At 38.1% G+C, this 24,437-nt stretch carries 25 protein-coding genes; 4 read left to right on the top strand and 21 right to left on the bottom strand.

The features are described from left to right. Nucleotides 1-91 precede the first annotated feature (91 nt). From VSAL_RS11850 to cydH, 6 genes are all read right to left on the bottom strand, one after another. Entirely contained in the window at nt 92-334 is a 243-nt protein-coding gene (locus VSAL_RS11850; RefSeq protein ID WP_012550769.1) for a FeoC-like transcriptional regulator, read from the bottom strand. Beyond that, on the bottom strand, nt 331-2,607 hold the full coding sequence (feoB, locus tag VSAL_RS11845; protein ID WP_012550768.1) for a Fe(2+) transporter permease subunit FeoB: 2,277 nt from the start codon (nt 2,605-2,607) through the stop codon (nt 331-333). The genes VSAL_RS11850 and feoB overlap by 4 nt, the downstream gene beginning before the upstream one ends. 1 nt (nt 2,608) lies before the next feature. Then, a complete protein-coding gene (locus VSAL_RS11840; protein ID WP_012550767.1) occupies nt 2,609-2,836 on the bottom strand; it encodes a FeoA family protein in 228 nt (75 codons plus the stop codon). 536 nt (nt 2,837-3,372) lie between these two features. Then, nucleotides 3,373-5,973: a helix-turn-helix domain-containing protein gene (locus VSAL_RS11835; RefSeq protein ID WP_231850847.1), complete on the bottom strand. Its 2,601-nt coding sequence runs from the start codon at nt 5,971-5,973 to the stop codon at nt 3,373-3,375. After that, nucleotides 5,862-6,773, bottom strand: coding sequence for a hypothetical protein (locus VSAL_RS23905; RefSeq protein WP_231850846.1), 912 nt, complete (start codon nt 6,771-6,773; stop codon nt 5,862-5,864). The genes VSAL_RS11835 and VSAL_RS23905 overlap by 112 nt, the downstream gene beginning before the upstream one ends. A 203-nt stretch (nt 6,774-6,976) precedes the next feature. Beyond that, a complete protein-coding gene (cydH, locus tag VSAL_RS23265; protein ID WP_017022089.1) occupies nt 6,977-7,066 on the bottom strand; it encodes a cytochrome bd-I oxidase subunit CydH in 90 nt (29 codons plus the stop codon). A gap of 151 nt (nt 7,067-7,217) precedes the next feature. Between cydH and VSAL_RS11830 the strand changes: the two genes are divergently transcribed. The 4 genes from VSAL_RS11830 to VSAL_RS11820 all read left to right on the top strand — a co-directional run bounded on the left by VSAL_RS11830 (nt 7,218) and on the right by VSAL_RS11820 (nt 10,461). Continuing rightward, nucleotides 7,218-7,799 carry an outer membrane beta-barrel protein gene (locus tag VSAL_RS11830; protein WP_012550766.1) on the top strand — a complete coding sequence of 194 codons (582 nt, stop codon included), beginning with the start codon at nt 7,218-7,220 and terminating at the stop codon, nt 7,797-7,799. Nucleotides 7,800-8,180: 381 nt separating this feature from the next. Beyond that, the gene (locus VSAL_RS11825) at nt 8,181-9,647 is read left to right on the top strand and encodes a sodium-dependent transporter (protein ID WP_012550765.1); all 1,467 of its coding nucleotides are present in this window, start codon (nt 8,181-8,183) and stop codon (nt 9,645-9,647) included. A 1-nt stretch (nt 9,648) separates the two neighbouring features. Further along, on the top strand, nt 9,649-9,744 hold the full coding sequence (locus VSAL_RS23260) for a MetS family NSS transporter small subunit (RefSeq protein WP_017022092.1): 96 nt from the start codon (nt 9,649-9,651) through the stop codon (nt 9,742-9,744). Between the two features lie 75 nt (nt 9,745-9,819). Further along, entirely contained in the window at nt 9,820-10,461 is a 642-nt protein-coding gene (locus VSAL_RS11820) for a glutathione S-transferase (RefSeq protein WP_012550764.1), read from the top strand. 58 nt (nt 10,462-10,519) lie between these two features. On the opposite strand, the gene ptsG is transcribed toward VSAL_RS11820, so the two are convergent. The 15 genes from ptsG to VSAL_RS11745 all read right to left on the bottom strand — a co-directional run bounded on the left by ptsG (nt 10,520) and on the right by VSAL_RS11745 (nt 24,432). Next, complete coding sequence (gene ptsG / locus VSAL_RS11815) at nt 10,520-11,950, bottom strand: PTS glucose transporter subunit IIBC (RefSeq protein WP_012550763.1); 1,431 nt, start codon at nt 11,948-11,950, stop codon at nt 10,520-10,522. Nucleotides 11,951-12,000: 50 nt separating this feature from the next. After that, complete coding sequence (locus tag VSAL_RS11810) at nt 12,001-12,882, bottom strand: IS982-like element ISVsa6 family transposase (RefSeq protein ID WP_012548944.1); 882 nt, start codon at nt 12,880-12,882, stop codon at nt 12,001-12,003. Between the two features lie 439 nt (nt 12,883-13,321). After that, complete coding sequence (locus VSAL_RS11805) at nt 13,322-14,809, bottom strand: IS66-like element ISVsa2 family transposase (protein WP_012550762.1); 1,488 nt, start codon at nt 14,807-14,809, stop codon at nt 13,322-13,324. A gap of 71 nt (nt 14,810-14,880) precedes the next feature. Beyond that, on the bottom strand, nt 14,881-15,228 hold the full coding sequence (gene tnpB, locus VSAL_RS11800) for an IS66 family insertion sequence element accessory protein TnpB (protein WP_012548924.1): 348 nt from the start codon (nt 15,226-15,228) through the stop codon (nt 14,881-14,883). Further along, a complete protein-coding gene (gene tnpA / locus VSAL_RS11795) occupies nt 15,225-15,539 on the bottom strand; it encodes an IS66 family insertion sequence element accessory protein TnpA (RefSeq protein WP_012548925.1) in 315 nt (104 codons plus the stop codon). Before tnpA ends, tnpB begins: the two co-directional genes overlap by 4 nt. A gap of 188 nt (nt 15,540-15,727) precedes the next feature. Continuing rightward, nucleotides 15,728-16,498, bottom strand: a complete 771-nt coding sequence (locus VSAL_RS11790; protein ID WP_012550761.1) for a TatD family hydrolase — start codon at nt 16,496-16,498, stop codon at nt 15,728-15,730. Between the two features lies 1 nt (nt 16,499). Then, nucleotides 16,500-17,471, bottom strand: coding sequence for a DNA polymerase III subunit delta' (holB, locus tag VSAL_RS11785; protein ID WP_012550760.1), 972 nt, complete (start codon nt 17,469-17,471; stop codon nt 16,500-16,502). Beyond that, on the bottom strand, nt 17,461-18,093 hold the full coding sequence (gene tmk, locus VSAL_RS11780) for a dTMP kinase (RefSeq protein WP_012550759.1): 633 nt from the start codon (nt 18,091-18,093) through the stop codon (nt 17,461-17,463). The genes holB and tmk overlap by 11 nt, the downstream gene beginning before the upstream one ends. 2 nt (nt 18,094-18,095) lie before the next feature. Beyond that, nucleotides 18,096-19,106, bottom strand: coding sequence for an endolytic transglycosylase MltG (gene mltG, locus VSAL_RS11775; RefSeq protein ID WP_012550758.1), 1,011 nt, complete (start codon nt 19,104-19,106; stop codon nt 18,096-18,098). Beyond that, complete coding sequence (pabC, locus tag VSAL_RS11770) at nt 19,100-19,906, bottom strand: aminodeoxychorismate lyase (RefSeq protein ID WP_012550757.1); 807 nt, start codon at nt 19,904-19,906, stop codon at nt 19,100-19,102. The genes mltG and pabC overlap by 7 nt, the downstream gene beginning before the upstream one ends. 98 nt (nt 19,907-20,004) lie before the next feature. Further along, nucleotides 20,005-21,246, bottom strand: coding sequence for a beta-ketoacyl-ACP synthase II (fabF, locus tag VSAL_RS11765; RefSeq protein ID WP_012550756.1), 1,242 nt, complete (start codon nt 21,244-21,246; stop codon nt 20,005-20,007). A 92-nt stretch (nt 21,247-21,338) separates the two neighbouring features. Further along, a complete protein-coding gene (gene acpP, locus VSAL_RS11760) occupies nt 21,339-21,572 on the bottom strand; it encodes an acyl carrier protein (protein ID WP_017022099.1) in 234 nt (77 codons plus the stop codon). A gap of 168 nt (nt 21,573-21,740) precedes the next feature. Further along, nucleotides 21,741-22,475 carry a 3-oxoacyl-ACP reductase FabG gene (fabG, locus tag VSAL_RS11755; protein WP_044583480.1) on the bottom strand — a complete coding sequence of 245 codons (735 nt, stop codon included), beginning with the start codon at nt 22,473-22,475 and terminating at the stop codon, nt 21,741-21,743. A 19-nt stretch (nt 22,476-22,494) separates the two neighbouring features. Next, nucleotides 22,495-23,418: an ACP S-malonyltransferase gene (fabD, locus tag VSAL_RS11750; protein ID WP_012550754.1), complete on the bottom strand. Its 924-nt coding sequence runs from the start codon at nt 23,416-23,418 to the stop codon at nt 22,495-22,497. A gap of 60 nt (nt 23,419-23,478) precedes the next feature. Continuing rightward, nucleotides 23,479-24,432: a beta-ketoacyl-ACP synthase III gene (locus VSAL_RS11745; protein ID WP_012550753.1), complete on the bottom strand. Its 954-nt coding sequence runs from the start codon at nt 24,430-24,432 to the stop codon at nt 23,479-23,481. Nucleotides 24,433-24,437 lie beyond the last annotated feature (5 nt).

The raw sequence follows: 24,437 nt of genomic DNA, 5'->3' as shown, positions 1-24,437 counted from the left end.
GTAGTTCCCCGCACGCTTACCTTTCGCCCATAAAAAAACGAGAACCTATTGGCTCTCGTTTTTATTTATCATCCTACTGTAAACTGGATGATTATCGTATGTAAGTGGTCATTAACTCATCTTTATAAACCGGTCGATACCAAACACGCTCGGCTTCTTGGCAGCATTGTGTCTTATCACAACCGATTAATTCACGGGTTAACTTTCCTTTTTTTACCCATAGATCAAGCATTGCATCAACACCATCTTCACTCATACTGAACTTTTTCGCGAGAGTCAGTCTTTCAACCCGACCCTCTTCATCAATATATTGCTTAAGCTCAGTGAGTATCATACTAATGCCGCCTCTTGGTTTTCAACCTCTCGACTCTTTCTCTTCAACGCTAAATAAGTTACAGCCATTGCAGCTAGTGAAATCGCAATCCACATACTGCTTGTCATCGGAGCATTAGAGAAGTTTGCAATTTGGTAAAATAATGTCGAAGACACATAAGCCAATAACATCGTCCAACCAGCAATAAAATAAGAATATTGACGACCAAATTCACGCATGTAAGCCCCCATTGCAGCAACACATGGTGTATACAGCAAGATAAAGATTAAATACGCCATTGCACTTGCACTCGTTACAAAATACGTTTGTAAGTTACCAAAGATAGAGCGTTCTACACCTTGGTCTGCCGCGACAGCCGCACTGTCCGTTAAATCCCCCACTTCAACCCCTAATGGATCAGAATAACTAAGACCCGTTAAGTTCTCAGGGATCGACATTACGGCTTCTTCAAGGCTAGCCATAAGATTAAATTCAGCGTCATCTCCCGCAGGATCAGCATATAAGCTGTTTAATGTACCCACTACCGCTTCTTTAGCAAAAATACCCGTGATAATACCGACGGTTGCAGGCCAGTTGTCTTCTTGAATACCAATTGGTGCTAATATCGGTGTCACAATTTGAGCCGCTTTTGATAATACTGAATTTTCACTGTCTTCATTACCAAAAGAACCATCCATTCCTAAAGAATTAAAGAAACTCAAAATAGTCACTACCACAACAATAGTTTTACCGGCACCAAGAACAAAGCGCTTCAATTTCTGCCATGTTTTAATCATGATGTTACGTACCGTTGGAAATTCATAATCAGGAATTTCCATAATGAACGTATCACTACGACCAGGATAGATAGTATGTTTTAGCAGTAAGCCGGTAAATACAGCGGCTAAAATACCTAAAAAGTACAAACCAAACACAACATTTTGTCCATTTTCTGGAAAGAATGCCGCAGCAAACAACGCATAAACAGGCAAGCGTGCACCACATGACATAAATGGCGCCATTGAAGCCGCTAGTTTACGTTCACGCTCCTGCTCTAACGTTCGAGTTGCCATAATGGCAGGAACGTTACAACCAAAACCAAGCACTAAAGGAACAAACGCTTTACCAGGTAAACCAATTTTTTGCATTACTTTATCAAGAACAAAAGCAGCACGAGCCATGTAGCCTGAGCTTTCAAGCAAAGATAAAAATAGGTATAAACAACCGATAACAGGAATAAATGTTGCAACAGTTTGAATACCACCACCAACACCATCAGCAATCAATGTCACTAGCCAAACCGGTAAATGGTTATCTAATAAATAATGACTTCCATCTACCAATAATGCACCCACACCGATATCAAAGAAATCGATAAATGCGCTGCCTATATTGATAGAAAACATGAACATTAAGTACATAACGAAGAAAAAGAAAGGAATACCAACCCATTTATTCAAAATTACACTATCAATTTTTTCGCTTACGCTGTGGCTTAGTCCACCTTCTTGACGACGTAACTTTTGGCATAGTTGATGTAAAAAAGTATATCGACAATCTGCAATATGGAAATCCGCTTCAACTTCGGTCGTTAAGACATTCGCAATGTTAGCAATCGCATTTCGTTTATCAGCTTCTAATGTATTTAACACTAATGCATCATTCTCTAATGCTCTGATCGCTAAAGAACGACTTGATGCGTATTTACTTGAGAATAAATGAGACGCTTCTTTTATTGCCGCTTCAACTCTATCACCATACGATAATTCAAGCGGTGCCATTTTAATGCCTTGGGCAATGGATTTATGCAGTTTTTCTTTAAACATATGTACTTGACCATTATTATTCGCAGAAAGAGCTAAAACTGGGCAACCTAACGTTTTTTCTAATCCCTTGATATCTAATACTTGTCGTTGACGCTTTAATACATCCATCTTATTTAGCACAACAATCATTGGTCGACCCAATTCACGTAACTGCAATGTCATGTATAAACTGCGCTCTAAGCACGACGCATCAACCACATTAATAATAACGTCGGCATCATGAGTAAGCACGGCGCGTGAGGCAATGGTTTCATCAAGACTGTTTACATCATTACCACTATCCAGCGCGTAGATACCCGGTAAATCCGTTAATAAAAATTCATCGCCAGAACAGATATATTTACCTGTTTTCTTCTCGACCGTAACACCAGCCCAATTACCAACTTGTTGCTTTGCACCTGTTAATCCATTAAATAAGGTTGTTTTACCGCTGTTTGGATTTCCTACAGTTAATACCTGATACTGCATTTTATAATTCCTTAACTGTAATCTGTTCTGCTAGATTTTTACGAATGGCAAGAGAAGTACCTCTTACACTGATCTGTAACGGGTCACCCATTGGAGCCTTACGCAATATAGAAATTTCAGTATGTGGCAGCATTCCCATTACCATTAATTTCTTTCTTGTATCCGTTGGTAATAAAGACATGTCTGTTACAACGGCTTTTTTACCGCTTTCTAATTGCGCTAAATTCATTCAAAGCTCCACGATAGTGAGAATCATTATTATTTCGTTTCATTTTATAACTAACTGTTACTTTTATCTTGCGCTAAATCAATTTTTTTCAGTAAATTGACAAAAATACTATAAATAACGATTTTTAATCGAAAATAAGATCGTGATACTGCTTCAAAAAAAACGTCAATCACGTTAATTTAAATATGTATTGAATTGACGTCGAAAATGACACAAATATAGGACAAATGCGACATGGGAATATAGTTATTTAAAAACAACAACTTAAATTAAAAATATCGATTTGTCGTATTTATCCTTATCGATTGGCGTTATTTTGATATGTAAAAAAAGGCGGTGGGATTATAGTTATTCCATCGAGAGGGAGACCTCTTAATTTTTATTCTATAAGAGGAAACAAGAGAAATCTTACTTCCTCGGCAGCAAGCGAAGGTGCCTTTGGTACCCGTGGCGTCGTCCCCCCGGCGACGCCACGATCTTTTTTTTCTTTCCTTATTAAGTCCCTTACCTTATATCTACAATATAAAATCCCATAGCTATAAAATTTCATTCTCAGAAACAAACTGTGTCGGTGATAAACCATAATGACGCTTAAAGCGCTTACTAAAATAAGAAGGATCATTAAATCTGGATTCAAACGCTGCATTAGCCACTTTATTTCCTGAAATTAACATTTCACACGCTTTTTCTAATCTGATTTCTGTCACATACTCCATGAATGAACGTTGCGTTATTTGTTTAAACTTTCTCTGCAGATTGCGTTCAGAGGTGTATAGCAATTTAGCTGCCGCACTTGTACCAAAAGTAGGGTCACCGTAAGACTGTTCAACTAAACGATATACATCAATTAACCATTGTTGTTGATTATCATCTTTATCATTATCAATCTTATAATTAAATTTCTCTGGTCTTTCTACTAACGCATCAACAGCCACAGGCCAAGATAATTTTATTTCACCATTACTGGCTTCATTTTTAACTAATACAAAATGCCCACCATTTTGTATGGTAAGCAATTTTACAGATGATAACCCTAACGCTGCTTGACTCATGATTTGAAGGTGTTGAGAAAGATCAATTCGTTTTAGCTCATCGAGTTCATTGTCATTGATGACCTCTCCTGAGCTTAAGAATTGCACGTGGATCTCCCCATTATCATGAAATAAAACAATTTCTACTTGTTGTCCAAAATCACTTCTTTTTAATAAATTAAATAGCATATTATTAAAAATCGTATCGATAAAAAGAGGCTCAACAAAAATAGAACACCCTTTAGAATCATCACATAATATTAACTCCACTCCTTTAGAGTAAAACTCATCTTTCCAACTCTTAATAGCGGCAGTAAGTAACGGCTGTAGTACTTGATTCATTCTTCTATTTTTTTGCAAATCGGCAAACGACTCTAATTGAGTTAATTGCTGTAAAAGCTGTAAGCTATACTCACACTGATTAGCCAATGACAAGTTAGTTAACGATCCCTTTTTGTATAGGTTTACTTGAATGTCTTTAATCGGTTGTTGCGCTTGCTCTGCCATCTCAGCAATAACATGTTGTCGCACAGTAAGTAACTTTTGCAACTGGCGATTACTTGATGTTAATACCTTCCCTTGATTACTCAATTGCTTCGTTTTTACTCCCACGCTTTTTCTTAAATTTTCATTACTTCTCTTAATTTCTTTAGAGCGCCAGTAATATATAGCAATGACAACGCTAACCAAGCTGACAAAAAGTAAAAAAACAAACCAAGGAGCAAAAAACCAGGGTACTTCAATATAGAAAATAAACTCTGTGACATTACTGCTTCTTTGCCCATCATTCTTAGGTCTGATCCGTAGTGTGTACTTACCTGGATTTAATGAGTCAAAAATCAACAAGTTACCTTCAAAATCTAACCACGATTCATCATTAGAACCCATCAATTGAAACGATAAATATTTATTCTGAAATTCCGGTAAAATACCAAATAAGAAAGAGATACTAGAACCATAAGGGACTTGTTTTGTTAATTTATTATCCTCGCCATAACTAACAATACGATCCCCCACTTTTACTTTGCCAAAGACCACCTTCGGCTTCGTTATTTGATACTCAATAAGATCTTGCTCATTAACAAAGATCACACCATCTTTGCTTGCGAAAAGCATTTTACCCGCAGGAGAAATAGAACAAAGATTAGGCAATAATTCATTATTAATTAACCCTCTTTGGCTACCAAAATGTTTCATTAAGCGGCCTTGGTGGGTGTATAAAGAAAGCCCTTTACTAGAAGATAGCCATACACCTTTGCTACTTGGCAGTACACAATGAGGGGTTATATATTCAGCAGGGAGTTTGATGTCTTTACGAACCCCATTAAGTAGGGTCAATTGTAGGCCGTAGTTACTTACTATCCATGAATTACCATATTCAGTATCAGCCATATCTAAAATGCTGCCTGTATGGCTATAAGCATAATCAAACGTTAATGCTCCATTAGAATATTGATACAAACCAACATTTGTGCCAATAGAAACTCGTCCATCTTTATTCTCATAAATATGCGTAATTTGAGTGGAGTATTTCTGTTGAATTGCCCAATAAAAACCTAAAGGAACCAATTTATTTTCTGCTACATTGTATTTATACAGCCCCTTTTTGCTTGAAAACCATAATGTTTGGGTTGAATCAATAAAGATATGTTCGATGTTTTGTGTCGATAACGATTTTAATGCATTCGGAGTCGTTCTTTTCTGGTTATACCGATCAATTCTCTCCACGCCAAAAGACGTTGCTGCCCATATTGAGTCAGAATCATAAGAAAGATCATTAATTGGCTTTGCTATTATTTTTCGTAAGCTTTTCTTTATATTATGTGAATCAACCAAAAACAAGCCAGTAGATGAGCCTAACCATGCCAATTCATCTGGTGTTTGTAAGACCGAATTAATTTCATTCACGTCTAAACTGCCATTGGCTTCTTTATAACGAATGCGTGTAAATAATCGACTACTATCCGAGTAATAACTGACGCCATTATCTGTCGCTATCCATAACCCATTATTTTTATCGGCAAGTAATGCATAAATTTTATTTCCTTCAAGAGAGTAATCATCTCTAAGAACTGAATTAAATTTGTGGTATTTTTTATATTCCATTGATATAACCCACCATCAGTCCCAAACCAAAAAAGCCCATCCGTCTCGGCAAAAGAAATAAATGACGCGTTTATCGGTAACTTTTGTTTAATCAATAGGTTATTTTTTGTTAACTCCATCATCCAAATGCTGTCATGTGTCCCTAGAATGATTTGATTTGTCACCTTCGAATAAAAAATCGTATCTATATATTGCCCTAAATATAAAGGGGCAAAACTTTCTGTTATCGTATCAAATTCAAAAATCCCTTCAGAGATAGAAACTAACCAACGCCCATTAACATTGATAGCACCAGTGATCGTGATTTGATCCAGAATAACGCTTGTATTTGATTCATTTATCATTGAAGACGAGAAAGATTCGGTTAACGGATTATAAACAAAGAAGTACTCGTCATCGTTTCCCCACAGCATCCCATTGGTACTATTAAGCATGCTCACTTTTTTTGAGGCAGGTAAAGGCTGCTCGTCCCTAAACCCCTCTTTATGAGACCATGATTTAATTACATTGTCTTTGATATACCAAAAACGCCCATCAAATAAGGTAATTTTTCTTGGTAATTCAGTTTGAGATTTTTTACCTAGCGTGAAAATATTTTTACCATCAAACAAATGCAGTTGACCATAAACATCATACATCCACAACGCTCCATCTTCTCGAAGGAAGAGTTGTTGCGCCGTAATGTATTGTCCATCAGCATAGATAGGCATAGGGTAAAAAATAAAATTTTCTGAAAGAGAAAAGCTTGAAGCAGAGAAAAGAAGGCAAACACTTGTAAAAAGTATTTTAATGAAAGACATCTACTCGCCTTGATATATTGATAAGTGAAAGACTTACATAATAAAAAAACTCTCTACACTTATCAATAAAAGCCGTGATTCTGTATTCATTCCTATTGTAATCGATACAAAATGTGCTTTTTCACTCTCAAAACGCCACATTCGACCCATTAAAAAGAGCAATAAAGATTAAACTTTATTACTCTTTTTTTATTCTATTCATTCTAGGCTGTTAGAACTAACGTTCCAAAAAATGCTAGGCCTGAAAATACAGCGACAGTAGTAATAAGTGCGAATTTAAAATCACGATCCATAATAGCTCCTTGCCATGTTGTTTGTAACAAAAAATTAACACCAATTTGAAGTATGTTCAAGGAATAGACACAGTTAATCAATCAAGTTGGTATTAGAGTCACAATGTCAGCATAATAATCACTTCTATGAAATGGAATTCTAGGGGAACACATGAATCGATTAACATTATTTACACTATTAGCTTTTACGCCACTTTCTGCCTTTTCTCAGATCTATATCACGCCTTCCATTGGCTACGCTTCTGGCGGTGAAGTTGAAACCGTTAATGATGACATTCTCGATTTAAAAGCAGATACCGCTTATTCATTAAGTATTGAGACCGATTATGATTTAGGTCGAATTGGCTTATTTTATAGCAATCAAACCAATGATGTTGATGGTGTAAACCTCAAATCAAAACTTCAATATTTGCATTTTCAAAGCGCTTTAGATTATCAATTAACACATAACCTAAGCTCTTTCTTAGGTTTAAGTATTGGTACAACTTACTCTGATGTTGATTGGGTTGATGACAGTCTTCACTTTTCAGCAGGCGCATTTGCTGGTTTGCAATACCATTTTACGGATCATTTTGCATTGCAGTTCGAGGGCCGTTGGTTAGGGACTTCTATGAATAGTAGTGTTGATAGCACCTGCGCTTCAAACTCAACAAGCAGCACTTGTGTAATAAAATACGAAAGTGATTGGGTGAACCAATTTCAAGCTAACGTAGGCTTTCGTTTCAATTTCTAACAATTAAAAAAACACAATACTTCGACTATTAAGCATTTCATTTTCATTAATTTAAAATGAAATGCTTATTTTCCCATCATTTGGGCTTTTTTATAAAAAAACACAATCAATTATTTAACCATTAATTAACAATAGTAAACTTTATATACATTCCCCCCTATAAAACCATACTCTAGTTATAACCAAAAAATCAGCATAATCGACTATTTAGTACAAATTGCACTACCTTTTATTCATATTGCCTTAACAAGTATTAATAGGTAATCTGCCTGTAATGCTTAGCTAATCCATCTAGTTTGAGCAAATTTATTTCAAATTTAATAGAGAATGATACTAAACAAGCTTCAATTCTCAGGGAAAAGTTTTTTAAAGGAGTGTTTTATGAAGCGTGAACAATGGGGTTCTCGAGCAGGATTTATTCTTGCCGCAGTAGGTTCTGCTATCGGATTAGGTAATATTTGGCGTTTTCCATATATGGCTTATGAAAATGGTGGTGGTGCTTTCTTTATTCCTTATCTATTTGCCATGCTAACTGCTGGTATTCCATTTATGATAATGGAATTTGGTATGGGTCATAAATACAGAGGTTCTGCACCTCGTGCCTTTGCAAAATTAAATCAAAAATATGAATGGCTTGGTTGGTTCCAAGTATTAATCGCAGCGGTAATTGCCGTTTATTACGTGGCCGTTATTGGTTGGGCTATCTCTTACTTCAGTATGTCTTTTTCACAAAGTTGGGGACAAGACACGAATGCCTTTTTCTTTGGTGAGTACCTACAACTAGGTGATAACTCTCCAAGCAAACTAGGTAGCATTCAATGGCATATAGCAATTCCAATGGTGATTGCTTGGGCGATTACCTTCGCCGCTATTTTTGGCGGTGTTAAGAGCGGTATTGAACGAGCAAGTAAAATCATGATGCCTTTACTCTTTATCATGGTTATCGCACTTATTGGACGTATGGTCTTCTTACCGGGCGCATTAGATGGTCTTAACTATCTATTCCAACCTGATTTCAGCAAAATAACCGACCCTAAAGTATGGTCAGCGGCTTATGGACAAATATTTTTCACATTAAGTGTTGGTTTTGCAATCATGTTAGCTTATTCAAGTTACTTACCTGAGAAATCAGATATAAATAACAATGCTTTCATGACCGTATTGATCAACTGTGGTTTTTCTATTATTGCTGGTATCTTAATCTTCTCTATCTTAGGCAATATGGCCCAAGAACAAGGGAAACCATTAACAGAAGTTGTTAGTGCTGGTGTGGGTCTTGCCTTTGTAACTATCCCTGCTGCCATTAACTTATTGCCTGCTCCTTATATTTTAGGTCCTCTGTTTTTCCTTGCTCTTGTTGTTGCAGGACTAAGCTCTCATATTTCTATTATTGAGGCCGTGACTTCTGCCTTTATTGATAAGTTAAACTGGTCACGTAAAAAAGCAGCGTCTGTTGTTTGTGGTACAGGTTTAGTTGTGTCAATGGCCTTTGCAACCAATGGCGGTCTGTTATTACTTGACCTAGTCGATTACTTTATTAATAACATAGCTCTACTTGCAAGTTGCTTACTTGAACTCATTATTATGGGGTGGTTAGTTAAACTTACTGATATTCGTAAGCATGTAAATGCAATATCTGAATTTACAATAGGTAAATGGTTTGAAATCTGCCTCCGCTTTATTAGCCCGGCATTCTTAATCGTTATCCTTGGAACTAATATTGTAAATACGATTACAGATGGTTACGGTGGTTATGCACAATCAGATCTACTGATCCTTGGTTGGGGTCTTATCGCTGCAATGTTAGTTGTTGGGATTGTTATTAATAAAACAAGTAAGGAAGCTTAATATGACAACTGGTGCAATTATTATGATGGTTATTGGTTTAGGAATTACTTGGGGTGGCGCTGCCATCTGTATTCGTAAAGCGATGAAAAGTGAATAACCTCAGCCCTAAACAATAGTAATATAAAGCAGATCTTCGGATCTGCTTTTTTTATTTCTCCTAAGGTGTAAATTAATGACGATACTTTATTCATTTCGACGCTGTCCTTATGCAATGCGCGCTCGATTAAGTCTTTTACTCTCTCATCGTACCGTGATGCTACGGGAGATAGAATTAAAGCATAAACCAGAAGCCCTACTTATAGCATCCTCTAAGGGAACGGTGCCTGTTTTAGTTAAAGATAATGGCTGTGTTATAGATGAGAGTTTGGACATTATGAAGTGGGCTTTAATCGACTCAGATCTTCTTATTAATGCCACAGAAGAGATGCATCTTTTAATTCAAGAAAATGATCATGAATTCAAAGGATGGCTAGATAAATATAAATACTCAGATCGCTACCCTGAACATTCCGAAGCCTATTATCGCGAACAAGGAGAGATATTCTTGGAAAAGATAGAGAGTCGATTATCAAAATCAACAATGCTTTTTAATGAACAATACAGCTTTGCAGATATTGCCATTTTACCCTTTATCAGACAATTTGCTTTTGTGGATATTCAATGGTTCAAACAAAGTAACTATACTCTTACTCGACAATGGCTTGATCACTTTATAGAGTCACACTTATTCCTTTCCATTATGACAAAATACCCGACTTGGTTAGACTCACAACATGAAGTCAGTTTCCCTCAAAATAAAGACCGTACTCTTTAGACTGGCAATAAAAAAGGAGACTCGAAAGTCTCCTTTTTTTCATTCATAAAATCAGGAATTAGTTATGGCTAATCCATTCATTCATGTCTGTTTTCAAGTTATCTGATTTAGTACCAAAAATTGCCTGAACACCAGAACCAGCAACAACAACGCCTGCTGCACCTAGTTGTTTCAGTCTGTCTTGGTTTACCGCTTCTACACTTGCTACAGAAACGCGTAAGCGAGTAATACAAGCATCTAAGTTGGTGATGTTCTCTTTACCACCAAAGGCAGCAACAAGTTCACCTGCCAATTCAGTACCAGTTACTACTGGAGCTGCATTGTCATCTTCATCTTCACGACCTGGCGTTTTAAGGTTCATTGCTTTAATCACAAAGCGGAATACGATGTAGTAAACAGCAGCGTAAACAAGACCTAATCCAATTAGAAGAGGCATTTTCTCAGCATGTGGAGATTGAACAATGAAGTCAATGAAACCATTTGAGAATGTGTGACCGTGAACAATACCTAATGCGTTAGTCAGCATGTATGCCACGCCAGCAAGAGCTGCGTGAATAGCATAAAGAACAGGAGCAACAAATAAGAATGCAAATTCAATCGGTTCTGTAATACCAGTAAGGAATGAAGTTAACGCAGCAGATGCCATGATACCCATTACTTTTGCACGGTTTTCAGGTTTTGCTGAATGTGCAATCGCGATTGCAGCAGCAGGAAGACCGAACATTTTAAACAAGTAACCACCAGCAAGTTGACCGAAACCATTACTCGCAGCACGAGACGCATCATCAGCGGTTAGGAAACAAGTCATAATACCGTGAACTTGTTCACCCGCATTATTTACACAAGAACCCGCTTCATAGAAGAATGGTACGTTCCAGATATGGTGTAAACCAAAAGGAATTAGAGAACGTTCAACAACACCGTAGATACCAAAAGCAGCTACTGGGTTCTGATGAGCAGCCCAATCAGAGAAAGACGCGATTACTGAACCAATTGGTGGCCAGATAACAGATAAAATCACACCCAAAGCAATTGATACAAAACCAGTAATGATAGGTACTGCACGTTTACCAGCAAAGAAGCCTAAATATTCAGGAAGTTGAATACGGTAAAAACGATTAAATGCCCAACCAGCAACACCACCCGCAAGAATACCACCAAGAACACCCGTTTCGATGCCATCAACACCCATCACTTCAGCCATTACGCCTAGTGTTGCTGTCATGATGCCATAACCAACGATAGCAGAAAGACCTGCTACACCGTCATTATTTGTGAAACCAAGAGCAACACCAACTGCAAAGAGTAGTGCCATTTGGCCGAATACTGAACCACCAGCTTGTTCCATTAAATGAGAAACAACTTCTGGAAGGAAACTAAAGTTGGCTGCACCAACTCCTAAAAGAATACCAGCAACAGGAAGAACTGATACTGGCAACATAAGTGCCTTACCAACTTTCTGTAAACTGGCAAAAAGGTTTTTAAACATGTTTTGCTCCTAATATTTATAAATAACCTGAATTCTGGATAAAACATGCTTTAAGCGAGGATTAGTTCAAATTCACATTCTGATAGCTTAATTCGTGGCTTTTGTTTTTTTAAACAATAAGCCACAACGCCTGAAATTACATTTAGCATGAAACCAGTCACGCTACGATGACGGCTATGTTCAATTTGAGAGATATTCTTCAATTGGTCATTTATCGTTTCGATAATGTATCTCTTTGATAACATAGCCTTATCAAAAGCACTTATCTCTTTTGCTTTCATGTTTTTTCGCGAGGTAGTCACTAAATCGACATCAGAGTTCTTTAAGCTCTCACTCAACTTTTTACCTATGTACCCTTTATCAGCGTACAATTTCCCCGAGAGTTCTTTGCATAAATCAGGTACAGGAGTCCTATCATTTACATTGCCAGCTGTGATTTTCAGCGAAATAATTTCTCCAAGATGGTTAATCAATAAATGAAGTTTGAAGCCGAAAAACCATCCCATGGTACCTTTTCCTCTTTTCGCAACACCATCAAAGACTTTATGGCGAGGAATTCGAATGTTATGGCATACTTTAAGACTCGTGGAGTCAACAAAAGCAATGCCAGTCGGCTTACCTTTGATAGATTGAAAATAGGCACACATTGGGGCGATTAGGCTAGGCATTTTGCTCACAAATCGAGTGTAGCTAAGTAAATTTGGAAAGTATCCTTTCCAATATTGATGAACTAACCCGATATAGAAGTTCTTGAAATCTCTATGATTTGATTGATGAAAAGCGATGACAATAGTCATACATTCACTAGTAGACATTACTGACTGACGTTTTCTTTTTCTCTCACTAGCCTCAACAAGGTATTTTTCCCATTGAGATAAGAATTGATAACAAAAATCATCGACATCACAAAATATATCAACTAATTTATTCATCTTGCCCACCTTTTAAAATACGTTCAAATAATTCTTGGTCGAAAGATCTGATCGTTAGGTGGGCAATTAGTTCAGCCTTATCCAGAATTCAGGTTAAATACAATTATAAAGAACCCTACTTACTTACTCATTACGGCAATATCCCCCTTGCCTTATGTAATCAACAAATTGTAAGTATTCGTATCTATAATCAAACTGTCGCTAAATATAGACCTATGTAAAAACACTTTCTAGCATGTTTTCATTTATTGTTTTAAACCCTGCAGTGATCACAAAAGCAAGTCTTTATAAAAGTTGCACATAAAAGTCGACTTTACTCTATCATATTGAAAAATAACAACTATTGATAATATTCTCATAAAGTGGAATGTTATTTTTAGCAACAAAAATAGATCGAGTAAATAAGCATCTAACGAAAACGTTGTAAGCGTGCGGGGAACTACACCTTGTCTTTTACATTCCAAGGTAAAAGTGAATCGATATCTGGCGATCCAACACATAAACGATCTAGACAATACCTAATATAATCGTAAGGGATTAATCCGTTTGCCTTTGCTGTTTCTACAATGCTGTAAAGCATTGCACTTGAATCTGCACCAGCCGTTGAACCCGAAAATAACCAGTTTTTCCGGCCGATAACAAACGGTTTAACCGCTCGCTCTGCTCGATTGTTATCAATAGATAACAATCCATCATCAATATAACGAACTAATTTATCCCATTGATTTAATGTATAGCTAATCGCCTCACCTAATTTTGTTTTAGGTGATACTCGACTAACTGCGCTATCAAGCCAATCACGGAGCTCTTTAAGTAAATCGCGGGCTTCTGTCTGCCTAGCAACATACTTGGCTTCAGGGGAAGCCTCTTTTAATAACGATTCGATCCGGTATAGCTTTTGGATTTTACTCAATACCCAATCTGCACTCCCTGTTTTCCCTTTTACTTGAACACGTTGAGCCTCAATAAATCGTCGACGTGCGTGTGCCCAACAGCCAACTAAAATCGCTTCAGTTTGTTCATAACCTTGGTAACCATCGGTATGTAAATACCCGTTATAACCTTTTAAAAAGTTAACTGGATGGTAGCCATGCCTGCTAGATTGATAATCATAAAATACAATTCCAGGCAAAACACCAGAGCCTGGAGAATCATAGCCAGAGCAGTAGACCCACATATAACATTTTGCTTTTTCAACATCCAACACATTTACCGTTGTTTCATCACAATGCAGAGTGGGTTGTTCAAGCAAAATACGATGTAACTCGTTATTAAGAGGGGTAAATAGTACCGAGCATTTTATTAACCAATCCGCCATCGTTCGCCGTCCAATAATGATACCCCATTGCTGAAATAACGTTTCTTGACGATAAAGTGGAAGACTGTATTGAAATTTAGCCGTAATAATTTGAGCAAGTAAACTTGCGGTCGCAATCCCTTTAGGGATTGGTGACGCTGGCATTGGGGCTTGTTTAATGTCTACTGAAGTATTGTTTTTTTCACAATTTCGGCAAGCATATTTAGGACGAACATGTTGAATAACTTCCACTTTAGCTGGTACAAATTCCAACTTTTCACTGATGTCTTTACCCATCGCATGCATCTCTAGACCGCAACACTTACAAGTTTTATCTTTTATGTCGTGGATAATAACAGTACGCGGTAAGTCTTCAGGTAAGCGTTGGCGTTTTGGCTTTTGACGAGTGTAGGTAATCGTTTGTGTGTCATCATTTTCAATGATGATTTCTTCTTCTGTTTCATTGAATAAATCAAATTGAGTCGAGTCAGATTCACTGCTTTTACCAAAGCGCTGATGTTGAGCCAGTCGAAATTGCTCTAGAAGACGGTTATATTTATTTTCAAGCTGAAGCACAAGTGCTTTCAGCTCGTCAATGGTATCAGGAAGTGGTTTTATTTTATCAATCATGTAGATGACTATATAACGATAATACAGGTAATCAATCGGTTGCCTCCTATTCTTGACTGAGAATCAACTATTTAAAGGGTTGTTTGATAATGTACCGGTTGATGTCCTAAGATATCAAAACCTTGTAATAGCAGTGTCAGTTGCTGCTCTGATAATGCTAACGTATCGTTATTTATATTTCGTGGCCATTTGAAGCGGTCTTCATCTAATCGCTTGTACCATAAAGCGAATCCTGTTTTATCCCAATACAATATTTTGAGTTTATCACGAGGCTTATTGCAAAATATAAATAGAGCATCACTAAACGGTGATAGTTGCATTTCTTGCTCAACAATCACGACAAGGCCATTAATGGCCTTGCGAAAATCGACAAAATCACGATGAAGATAAATGGTGGAAACATCAGTAAATACATTCATGATTGATACCCTTTTAATAAGAGTCCTATCCAGTGAGGTTCAGTATTAGCTGGCAATGTTAATCGCAATTTTCCGATAGAAAGTTGAATATCTGGTAATTGTGGAGTGGCGATGATAGTTGATGTTAACGCTTCTACTTTCAAGAAAGTAGAAGCGTTAATCTTTTGTTTCCATCGTGCTTTACGTGCACTAAATGTCTTTGGCAGAATATTATGGTTACGACAAAATTCAGCGGCACTAAGCTTGCTAGATTGCTGAGATTCAAATAGAGCGTGCCATTGCTCTGGTGTTCTCTTTTTATCTTTTTGCATAATTACGTTCTCGTTAAATGAAAGATCGTAAGATACGCATAATGAATTTTATTTGTTAGGTGTAGTTCCCCGCACGCTTACAAAACGTTTACTTAGTAAAATAGTTACATAAACCTGTATTAAATCAATTTACAAAAAAAAAGAGAGGTAATTCCCTCCCTTTTGATTGCTTTATCAACAAATGCTATTTATCGTTTCAAAAAAAGATTTTTAAAATTATTTGTCGTGTTTTCCGCAACGTCTTCAACTGAAGTCGATTTTAACAGCGCAATATACTCTGCGACTTCTTTCACATAGGCAGGTTGGTTTTCTTTACCACGGTAAGGTACCGGTGCTAAATACGGAGAATCCGTTTCAACTAATAACCTATCCAGAGGTAAGCGACGCACTATATCTTTTAATTCAGAAGCTTTATTAAAAGTAACAATCCCAGAAATAGAGATATAAAACCCAAGTTCAATTGCCGCTTGAGCAAATGCCCAATCTTCAGTAAAACAATGTATCACCCCACCACACTTTTCAGCATGACCATTTTTTAAAATCGCTAATGTGTCTTCTCTTGCTTGGCGAGTATGGATAATAAGAGGTTTATTATATTCAACAGCAACATCTACTTGTTGGGTAAACAAGTCACGCTGTCTTTCTGCTGTTTCTGGCTGATAAAAGTAATCAAGCCCTGTTTCACCAATCGCAATCACTCTTTTATTTGATGCGTACTCACGGAAAAGCGCTAAGTCGAAATTAGATTCAACATCAAGTGGGTGGATGCCACAAGAAGCATGAACTTCTGGATGGTCTTCAATCATTTCCATCATATTTGGAAAAGCATCAAGCGTAACGCCTACCGTTAAAAACTGACTAACCCCACGTTGTTTTGCTTTTTCTATAACATCACCGACACTAACATGCAGATCATCATAATTTAATTTATCAAGGTGACAGTGTGAATCAATTAACACATTACGCTCCAATAAACTCAAATAACCATTGAGTAATTAATAATTCTTTATTCAATCCAGGATGACTATTTAACTGTTGTCGCAACTCATTTAATGATAAATATTGTTTGTATACTAAATCAGCGTTGAGCTTAATTGCATGTTTTTGAACGTAAGTAAGTTCATCACAATGCACTAAGTTAGTGCCTACTCCTAGCTGTACTTTTTGTATATCAGATAATAAATAGCTTAACCAACATAAGCCTTCATCCCCTAATTTAACCAATAAAGGTAATATTCCTGAAATATTGGTAAAGTAAGAGTCCGCATAAACCGCGAATTCAGCAAGTAGTTGTTTATGCTGGATGACTTTTTTGTCCTGATAATAACCACGAACAAGTAAAGGCGAATAACCATTTATTATAATCGATTGTTGCGTCACATCTAATTGCTCAGTCTCCATTAACCAATCGCGGATAACAGGAACAGGGATACTTGGTTGATGCCAGACCTGACATCGACTCCGAACCGTCGGTAATAGTTTGTGCGGTGAACTAGCAAGTAAAACAAAATGGCAGTTCTTTGGGGGCGCTTCTAATGTCTTTAATAAAGCATTCGCGGCAGACTCTGTCATTTTTTCGGCAGGATCAATAATAATGACGCGTTTTGCATTAAATTGAGAAGATTCTAAAGCCCATTGATTACACTGCCTAATTTGATCGACAGAAATAGATTTTCCTTCAACTTCAGGTCTGATCCAATGCAAATCAGGATGATTACCTGATTCAATTAATCCACAGCTATGGCAAAAACCACAAGGTTCCGTTCCTTGTGTCAAGCAAACTAATGTATCAGCAAAATATTGAGCAAGGCGGTCTCGACCAACGCCATCAGGCATAGCGCATAAAATGGCGTGTGGCAATCGATCCTTTTCAATCAATTGTTGCCATTGCGACCAAACCTCTTTCTGCCAAGGATAGAGTTTAGTTGCCATTCGTCGCTAACCATATTTCTAAAGCGGCAATAATCGATGCTGTTACCGTATCTAAGTCTTGTCCTGCATCAATGGTTATAATACTTTCGTCATTATTAGCAAATTCTAAATAACGTTCACGACTGCGTTCAAAGAAATCCAGTTTCATTTGTTCGATTCTATCTAGCTCACCACGAGCAGAAGCACGCTGTAACCCTAACTTCGGATCAATATCCATATAGATAGTTAAGTCTGGTGTAAAATCACCAAGTACTGTTCTTTTCATGGTCGCCATTAACTCACGGTCAAAACCACGACCACCGCCTTGATAAGCCTGAGATGACAGATCATGACGATCACCAACCACCCAATTACCTGCGGCTAAAGCTGGTTTAATAACATTACCAACTAACTGAGCTCGTGCTGCATACAATAGTAATAACTCGGCCATGTCCGTTAATGGCTCATCAGGATGTCCTTGCTTTACTAGTTCGCGCATTTTTTCGGCTAACGGCGTTCCACCGGGCTCTCTTGTCGTCACTGGTGCTGTAATTCCATGCTTAGCCAGTGTTGCTAATACGTTCTTAATTGCGGTGCTTTTACCCGCGCCTTCAAGGCCTTCAATAACAATAAATTTAGACATAATTAATTTCTTAAGGTTCTTAAGTAAGCTCTAACTGCTTTGTTATGCTCAACTAATGATTTAGTGAATTTATGACCACCCGTTCCATCCGCAACAAAATAAAGATACCGGCTAGTTTCTGGATGTAATGCTGCTTTAATTGATGCAGGTCCAGCCATTGCAATCGGCGTTGGTGGTAATCCATTAATGGTATACGTATTGTAAGCCGTTGGGGTACGTAAATCTTTTTTACGAATATTGCCATCATATTTGTCACCCATACCATAAATTACAGTAGGATCTGTTTGTAAACGCATTCCACGTTTCAAACGGTTAACAAATACAGATGAAACGCGTTCTCTTTCTGAATCAATGGCCGTTTCTTTTTCTATAATAGAGGCCAAAATCAATGCTTCATAAGAGGATTTTAAAGGTAGATTTACCGATTTAGTCTGCCATTCTTCGTTTAATACCGTGACCAATGCTTTATGAGAGCGAGCTAAAATATCAAAATCACTCATACCCGCAGTATAATGGTATGTCTCAGCCAGAAATAATCCTTCAACCTTCGCGCGATCAATGCCCAATTTATTGGCCACTTCTTTTTCAGATAACCCGCTTAACTCATGCTTTAAATAAGGGGCTTTTTCTAATTGCGCTTGCCACTCAGAAAAACGGCTACCTTCAACAAAAGTAATCGAAAATTGATGCTCTTTACCTGTTTTTAGCTGCGTCAAAACCGAAGCAAGTGATTGATTAGGTTCAATCCAATAAGTACCCGCTTTAATTTCAGTCAATTCTGGTGATATTTTATGAGTAAAACGAGCCCATTTAGTATTCGATACCCATTTATTCTTTTCAAATTCACGAATCAACTTACGGTAGCTTGTACCTGGTTTTACTTCAATTAGTTGGGCTTTTTCTAATAAAACTGGTTGCTCTGTAAATTTAATTGCTTGTTGATAGATCCAAAATCCAAAACCTACAGATCCAATGATGATAATTAAAATAAGGAATAAAAATTTCTTTAGCACGAGTACAATTTCTCCTGAAACCAATGAGACAACTTATGACTGTCAAAAGTCGTATTGCCAATTGCGTTAATTGGCACTATTTCAAATAATGAATTACTAATAAAAACTTCATCGGCCATGCATAGTTCGTCTACATAAATTGATGTTTCGAACAACGTTAGCCCATGTAAATTAGCCAATGCATAAATGTGTGCTTTCATCACACCTTCAACACCAGAGTTTGATAAATTAGGGGTGTAAATATTATCACCCTTCACCCAAAAAATATTGCCTATTGAAGTCTCTATAACTTTGTTATTAAGATCAAGAACCACGCCATCAAGATACGTTGTTTTTGCTATTTCTTTCTTAATCAAAACTTGTTCTAATCGGTTTGTATGCTTCATACCTGCAAGTAATGGTGACAACCCTAACTGGGTTTCACAAAGCATCAAACTAATACCGCCTTCTTTCCAATTCTGATAATACGTTGGATAAGAAAAAGTCGACACAATAATTTGTGTATCATGGCAGCCCTCAGGAGAATAACCTCGTCCACCACTCCCTCGACTGATCAGTATCTTAATGCCACCATCTTGAAGCTCATGGGCGCAAGATTCAATTTGCGTTTCAAGAAGAAGCCAATCTTCAATCTTGATGTCTAATCGTTTTGACGCTTCTTTTAAACGAGCTAAGTGCAAGTCCCATAAACGGACTCTCCCCCGCTCAACTTTCATGGTCGTAAAAGAACCATCACCATATTGAATACTACGATCAGTGAGTGGTAATGAATCCGTAACTACCCCGTTAACCCAATACATACAGTACTCCAAACAGAAAAAAGCGGCTTGATATAATATCAAGCCGCTTTCTAGTATAACTAACTGAGTGAAACTAATTAAGCCTCACAAACAAGTTATTACATTTTCTTAAATATTAATGTGCCGTTTGTACCACCAAAGCCGAATGAATTACAAATAGCGTATTCCATCTCAACTTTACGAGCAGTATGCGGAACAAGATCAATGTCTAAACCTTCTTCAGGATCATCAAGATTAATCGTTGGTGGCGCTATTTGATCAATCAAAGACATAACCGTAATAATCGCTTCAACAGAACCCGCAGCACCTAATAGGTGACCTGTCATTGATTTTGTTGATGACACTAATACTTTCTTAGAACCTTCTTCACCTAAAGCACGTTTGATGCCTTTGATTTCAGCAACATCACCCGCAGGTGTTGATGTACCATGCGCGTTAACATAACCGATTTGTTCACCCGTTACATTTGCATCACGCATTGCCGCTTCCATAGCTAACGCACCACCAGAACCATCTGGAGTAGGAGAAGTCATATGGTAAGCATCGCCGCTCATACCAAAACCGACTAATTCAGCGTAGATTTTAGCACCACGCGCTTTTGCGTGTTCATACTCTTCAAGAACCATCATGCCTGCGCCATCACCTAGAACAAAACCATCACGGTTCTTATCCCATGGGCGTGAAGCCGCTTGTGGATTCTCATTATTTGTAGACAGTGCTTTAGCTGCACCGAAACCGCCCATACCTAGCTCTGTTGATGCTTTTTCTGCACCACCCGCTAGCATTGCGTCAGCATCACCATAAGCGATCATACGTGCAGCATGACCGATATTATGAAGACCTGTCGTACAAGCCGTTGAAATTGCGATATTAGGACCACGTAGACCGCGCATGATCGACATATGACCAGAAATCATATTTACGATAGTTGAAGGCACGAAAAACGGGCTGATCTTACGAGGACCTTTTGCAGTAAAGGCTTTGTGACCGGCTTCAATTAAGCCAAGACCACCAATACCTGAACCAATAGCAGCACCAATGCGGTGTGCATTTTCTTCAGTAACTTTAAAACCCGAGTCATCTAATGCCTGAATGCCAGCAGCCACACCGTATTGGATGAATAAATCCATTTTACGAGCGTCTTTCTTAGACATGTACTCTTCAGCATTAAAGTCTTTAACGAGACCTGCAAAACGAGTCGTAAACTCAGTGGTATCAAAGTGCTCGATATTAACGATACCACTTTGGCCTGCTAACAGCGCTTTCCAGGCTGCTTCAACAGTGTTACCCACCGGTGTTAGCATACCCATGCCTGTAACTACTACACGACGTTTGGACACGATATATTTCTCCGGAATTAATTGAATTAGATAGGGATTGTAGCGTATAAAAAAACTCAGGCGGTCAAGAGTGACCGCCTGGAGGGTATTTCTTACTGTGCGCTAGTTACGTAGTCGATAGCAGCTTGAACAGTAGTGATTTTCTCAGCTTCTTCATCTGGAATCTCAGTGTCAAACTCTTCTTCTAGAGCCATAACTAGTTCAACTGTATCTAGTGAATCTGCGCCTAGGTCGTCAACAAATGATGATTCGTTTTTAACTTCAGCTTCATCAACACCTAGTTGCTCAATGATGATTTTCTTTACGCGTTCTTCAAGATTGCTCATTTTATTTTCCTAATTACAGATTTCGCTGATTTGCGATACTTGCTGTATTTTATTCATTAATAAGAAAGTTACAAGGCTAAGATTGCTGGTCAAACCACGAAATTCGTAATTTTTAGTGCAATTTTAACCCAAAATTGACTTAAGTCACTCTCAAGCCAACTTTATAAATTAAACCATGTACATGCCGCCATTCACGTGCAAAGTTTCGCCCGTGATATAAGCGGCTTCTGGGGACGCTAAAAAGACAACCGCAGCAGCGATTTCTTTAGGGTCACCTAAACGACCCGCAGGTACAGATGATAGTGTTGCAGCTCGTTGCTCATCATTCAAGGCTTTTGTCATATCAGTTTCGATAAAACCAGGAGCAACAGTATTCACGGTTATACCACGAGAAGCGACTTCACGTGCCATTGATTTAGTAAAACCAATTACACCAGCTTTTGCAGCTGCATAGTTTGTTTGACCCGCATTACCCATAGTACCAACAACAGAACCTACGTTGATAATACGGCCATTACGTTTTTTCATCATGCCACGAAGAACCGCTTTAGATAAACGGAAAATAGACGTTAGGTTAGTATCTAAAATATCCATCCATTCATCGTCTTTCATGCGCATAAGTAGGTTATCACGAGTAATACCAGCGTTATTAACTAAGATATCAATCGCACCAAACTCATCATTGATTGTTTTAAGTACAGCAGCAATAGACTCAGCATCAGTTACATTTAATGCAAGGCCCTTACCATTTTCGCCTAAATAGTCACCGATTGCCGCTGCACCATTTTCAGAAGTTGCAGTACCAATAACTGTCGCACCGCAAGACACTAATTGCTCAGCAATAGCACGACCAATACCACGGCTAGCGCCAGTAACTAAGGCAATTTTGCCTTCTAAATTCATCATTTAATTTTCCCTTTAATTACTTAGCAGCTTCAAGAGAAGCGGCATCATTAACCGCTGCAGCGCTAAGTGATTTTACGATTCGTTTAGTTAAACCAGTAAGTACTTTACCTGGACCAACTTCATACAACATTTCGACACCTTGTTCAGCCATTTGTTCAACGACTTCAGTCCAACGTACTGGACAATATAATTGACGAACAAGTGCGTCTTTAATTTTTTCAGGATCCGTCTCTGCAATAACATCAACGTTATTAATAACAGGTAAAACAGGTGTTGAGAACTCAATGCTTTCTAACGCAACGGCTAATTTATCAGCTGCAGGCTTCATTAATGCACAATGAGAAGGCACTGATACTGGTAGAGGAAGTGCTCGCTTAGCGCCCGCTTCTTTACACAATACACCAGCACGCTCAACAGCATCTTTATTACCCGCAATAACAACTTGACCTGGAGAATTAAAGTTAACAGGAGAAACGACTTCATCTTGTGCTGCATCTTCACATGCTTTAGCAATAGAATCATTGTCTAAGCCGATGATAGCAAACATAGCACCAACCCCCGCAGGAACCGCTTCTTGCATTAATTGACCACGTAGCTCAACTAATTTTATCGCTTCTTTAAAGTCAATAACACCAGCACAGACAAGAGCAGAATACTCACCAAGACTATGACCAGCTAAAACACTTGGTTGTGCTAAGCCTTGTTCTTGCCACACACGCCATAATGCAACAGAGGTTGCTAATAATGCTGGCTGAGTGCGAAATGTTTGATTTAAATCTTCAGCTGGACCATTTTGAACCAAAGACCATAAGTCATAACCTAATGCTTCAGATGCTTCTGCAAAAGTTTGTGTTACCACTTCATGTTGCTCACCTAATTCAGCAAGCATGCCTACAGCTTGTGAGCCTTGGCCTGGAAAAACGATAGCAAAATTGCTCATGGGTATTATTTCCTTTAAATAAACAAAGAAAGAAAGTGGGATGACATCCCAACAATCAAACTAAAATTTAACGAGCGCAGAGCCCCACGTAAAGCCACCACCGAATGCTTCAAGCAATAAGGTTTGGCCTCGTTTGATTCGGCCGTCACGTACTGCTTCATCTAACGCAGTCGGAACTGTCGCTGCTGAAGTATTACCATGACGATCTAAAGTAACAACAACTTGATCCATTGACATCGACAGCTTTTTTGCGGTTGCTTTAATAATTCGTAAATTAGCTTGGTGTGGTACTAACCAATCAAGTTCCGATTTGTCCATTTGGTTTTTATGAAGGGTTTCCTTCACCAAATTAGAAAGCTGCGTAACGGCAACTTTGAACACTTCATTACCGGCCATGTACAACCACTTATCAGCTTCTTCATTACGACGTGAAGGAACTGGCAATGAAAGCAACTCACCAAATTTACCATCAGCATGAAGATGAGTAGAAATAATTCCAGGCTCTTCACTTTGACCAACAACAACCGCACCCGCACCATCACCAAATAAGATAACGGTAGAACGATCGGTAGGATCACATGTGTGTGATACAGCATCAGAGCCGATCACTAAAACATTCTTTGCCATGCCTGTTTTAATATGTTGGTCTGCAACACTTAAAGCATAAACAAAACCAGAACAAGCGGCAGATAGATCAAAAGCTGGGCAGCCTTGGATCTCTAATAACCCTTGAACTTCACATGCGGAAGACGGAAATGAATACGTTGGCGTACTTGTAGCTAGGATAATCAGATCAATATCATTCTTATCAATTCCAGCCATTTCAATTGCTTTAACAGAAGCAAGATGCCCCATAGTAGCAACTGATTCGCCTTCACCAGCAATACGACGCTCACTAATACCTGTACGAGCTAGAATCCACTCATCACTAGTATCGACCATTTTTTCTAAGTCCGCGTTAGTGCGAACTTGTGCTGGTAAATAGCTACCAGTGCCTAAAATTTTGCTATACATGAAGA

The sequence above is a fragment of the Aliivibrio salmonicida LFI1238 genome (assembly GCF_000196495.1).
GTDB lineage: Bacteria > Pseudomonadota > Gammaproteobacteria > Enterobacterales > Vibrionaceae > Aliivibrio > Aliivibrio salmonicida.
The sequence above is the reverse complement of the archived record's forward strand: the minus strand, read 5'-3'. Positions and strand labels throughout refer to the sequence as shown.

What these genes read in the sequence shown, in the direction of transcription:
- VSAL_RS11850 (WP_012550769.1), bottom strand. Translation starts at nt 334, where the DNA reads ATGATACTCACTGAGCTTAAGCAATATATTGATGAAGAGGGTCGGGTT.
- feoB (WP_012550768.1), bottom strand. Translation starts at nt 2,607, where the DNA reads ATGCAGTATCAGGTATTAACTGTAGGAAATCCAAACAGCGGTAAAACA.
- VSAL_RS11840 (WP_012550767.1), bottom strand. Translation starts at nt 2,836, where the DNA reads ATGAATTTAGCGCAATTAGAAAGCGGTAAAAAAGCCGTTGTAACAGAC.
- VSAL_RS11835 (WP_231850847.1), bottom strand. Translation starts at nt 5,973, where the DNA reads ATGGAATATAAAAAATACCACAAATTTAATTCAGTTCTTAGAGATGAT.
- VSAL_RS23905 (WP_231850846.1), bottom strand. Translation starts at nt 6,773, where the DNA reads ATGTCTTTCATTAAAATACTTTTTACAAGTGTTTGCCTTCTTTTCTCT.
- cydH (WP_017022089.1), bottom strand. Translation starts at nt 7,066, where the DNA reads ATGGATCGTGATTTTAAATTCGCACTTATTACTACTGTCGCTGTATTT.
- VSAL_RS11830 (WP_012550766.1), top strand. Translation starts at nt 7,218, where the DNA reads ATGAATCGATTAACATTATTTACACTATTAGCTTTTACGCCACTTTCT.
- VSAL_RS11825 (WP_012550765.1), top strand. Translation starts at nt 8,181, where the DNA reads ATGAAGCGTGAACAATGGGGTTCTCGAGCAGGATTTATTCTTGCCGCA.
- VSAL_RS23260 (WP_017022092.1), top strand. Translation starts at nt 9,649, where the DNA reads ATGACAACTGGTGCAATTATTATGATGGTTATTGGTTTAGGAATTACT.
- VSAL_RS11820 (WP_012550764.1), top strand. Translation starts at nt 9,820, where the DNA reads ATGACGATACTTTATTCATTTCGACGCTGTCCTTATGCAATGCGCGCT.
- ptsG (WP_012550763.1), bottom strand. Translation starts at nt 11,950, where the DNA reads ATGTTTAAAAACCTTTTTGCCAGTTTACAGAAAGTTGGTAAGGCACTT.
- VSAL_RS11810 (WP_012548944.1), bottom strand. Translation starts at nt 12,882, where the DNA reads ATGAATAAATTAGTTGATATATTTTGTGATGTCGATGATTTTTGTTAT.
- VSAL_RS11805 (WP_012550762.1), bottom strand. Translation starts at nt 14,809, where the DNA reads ATGATTGATAAAATAAAACCACTTCCTGATACCATTGACGAGCTGAAA.
- tnpB (WP_012548924.1), bottom strand. Translation starts at nt 15,228, where the DNA reads ATGAATGTATTTACTGATGTTTCCACCATTTATCTTCATCGTGATTTT.
- tnpA (WP_012548925.1), bottom strand. Translation starts at nt 15,539, where the DNA reads ATGCAAAAAGATAAAAAGAGAACACCAGAGCAATGGCACGCTCTATTT.
- holB (WP_012550760.1), bottom strand. Translation starts at nt 17,471, where the DNA reads ATGGCAACTAAACTCTATCCTTGGCAGAAAGAGGTTTGGTCGCAATGG.
- tmk (WP_012550759.1), bottom strand. Translation starts at nt 18,093, where the DNA reads ATGTCTAAATTTATTGTTATTGAAGGCCTTGAAGGCGCGGGTAAAAGC.
- pabC (WP_012550757.1), bottom strand. Translation starts at nt 19,906, where the DNA reads ATGTATTGGGTTAACGGGGTAGTTACGGATTCATTACCACTCACTGAT.
- acpP (WP_017022099.1), bottom strand. Translation starts at nt 21,572, where the DNA reads ATGAGCAATCTTGAAGAACGCGTAAAGAAAATCATCATTGAGCAACTA.
- fabG (WP_044583480.1), bottom strand. Translation starts at nt 22,475, where the DNA reads ATGAATTTAGAAGGCAAAATTGCCTTAGTTACTGGCGCTAGCCGTGGT.
- fabD (WP_012550754.1), bottom strand. Translation starts at nt 23,418, where the DNA reads ATGAGCAATTTTGCTATCGTTTTTCCAGGCCAAGGCTCACAAGCTGTA.
- VSAL_RS11745 (WP_012550753.1), bottom strand. Translation starts at nt 24,432, where the DNA reads ATGTATAGCAAAATTTTAGGCACTGGTAGCTATTTACCAGCACAAGTT.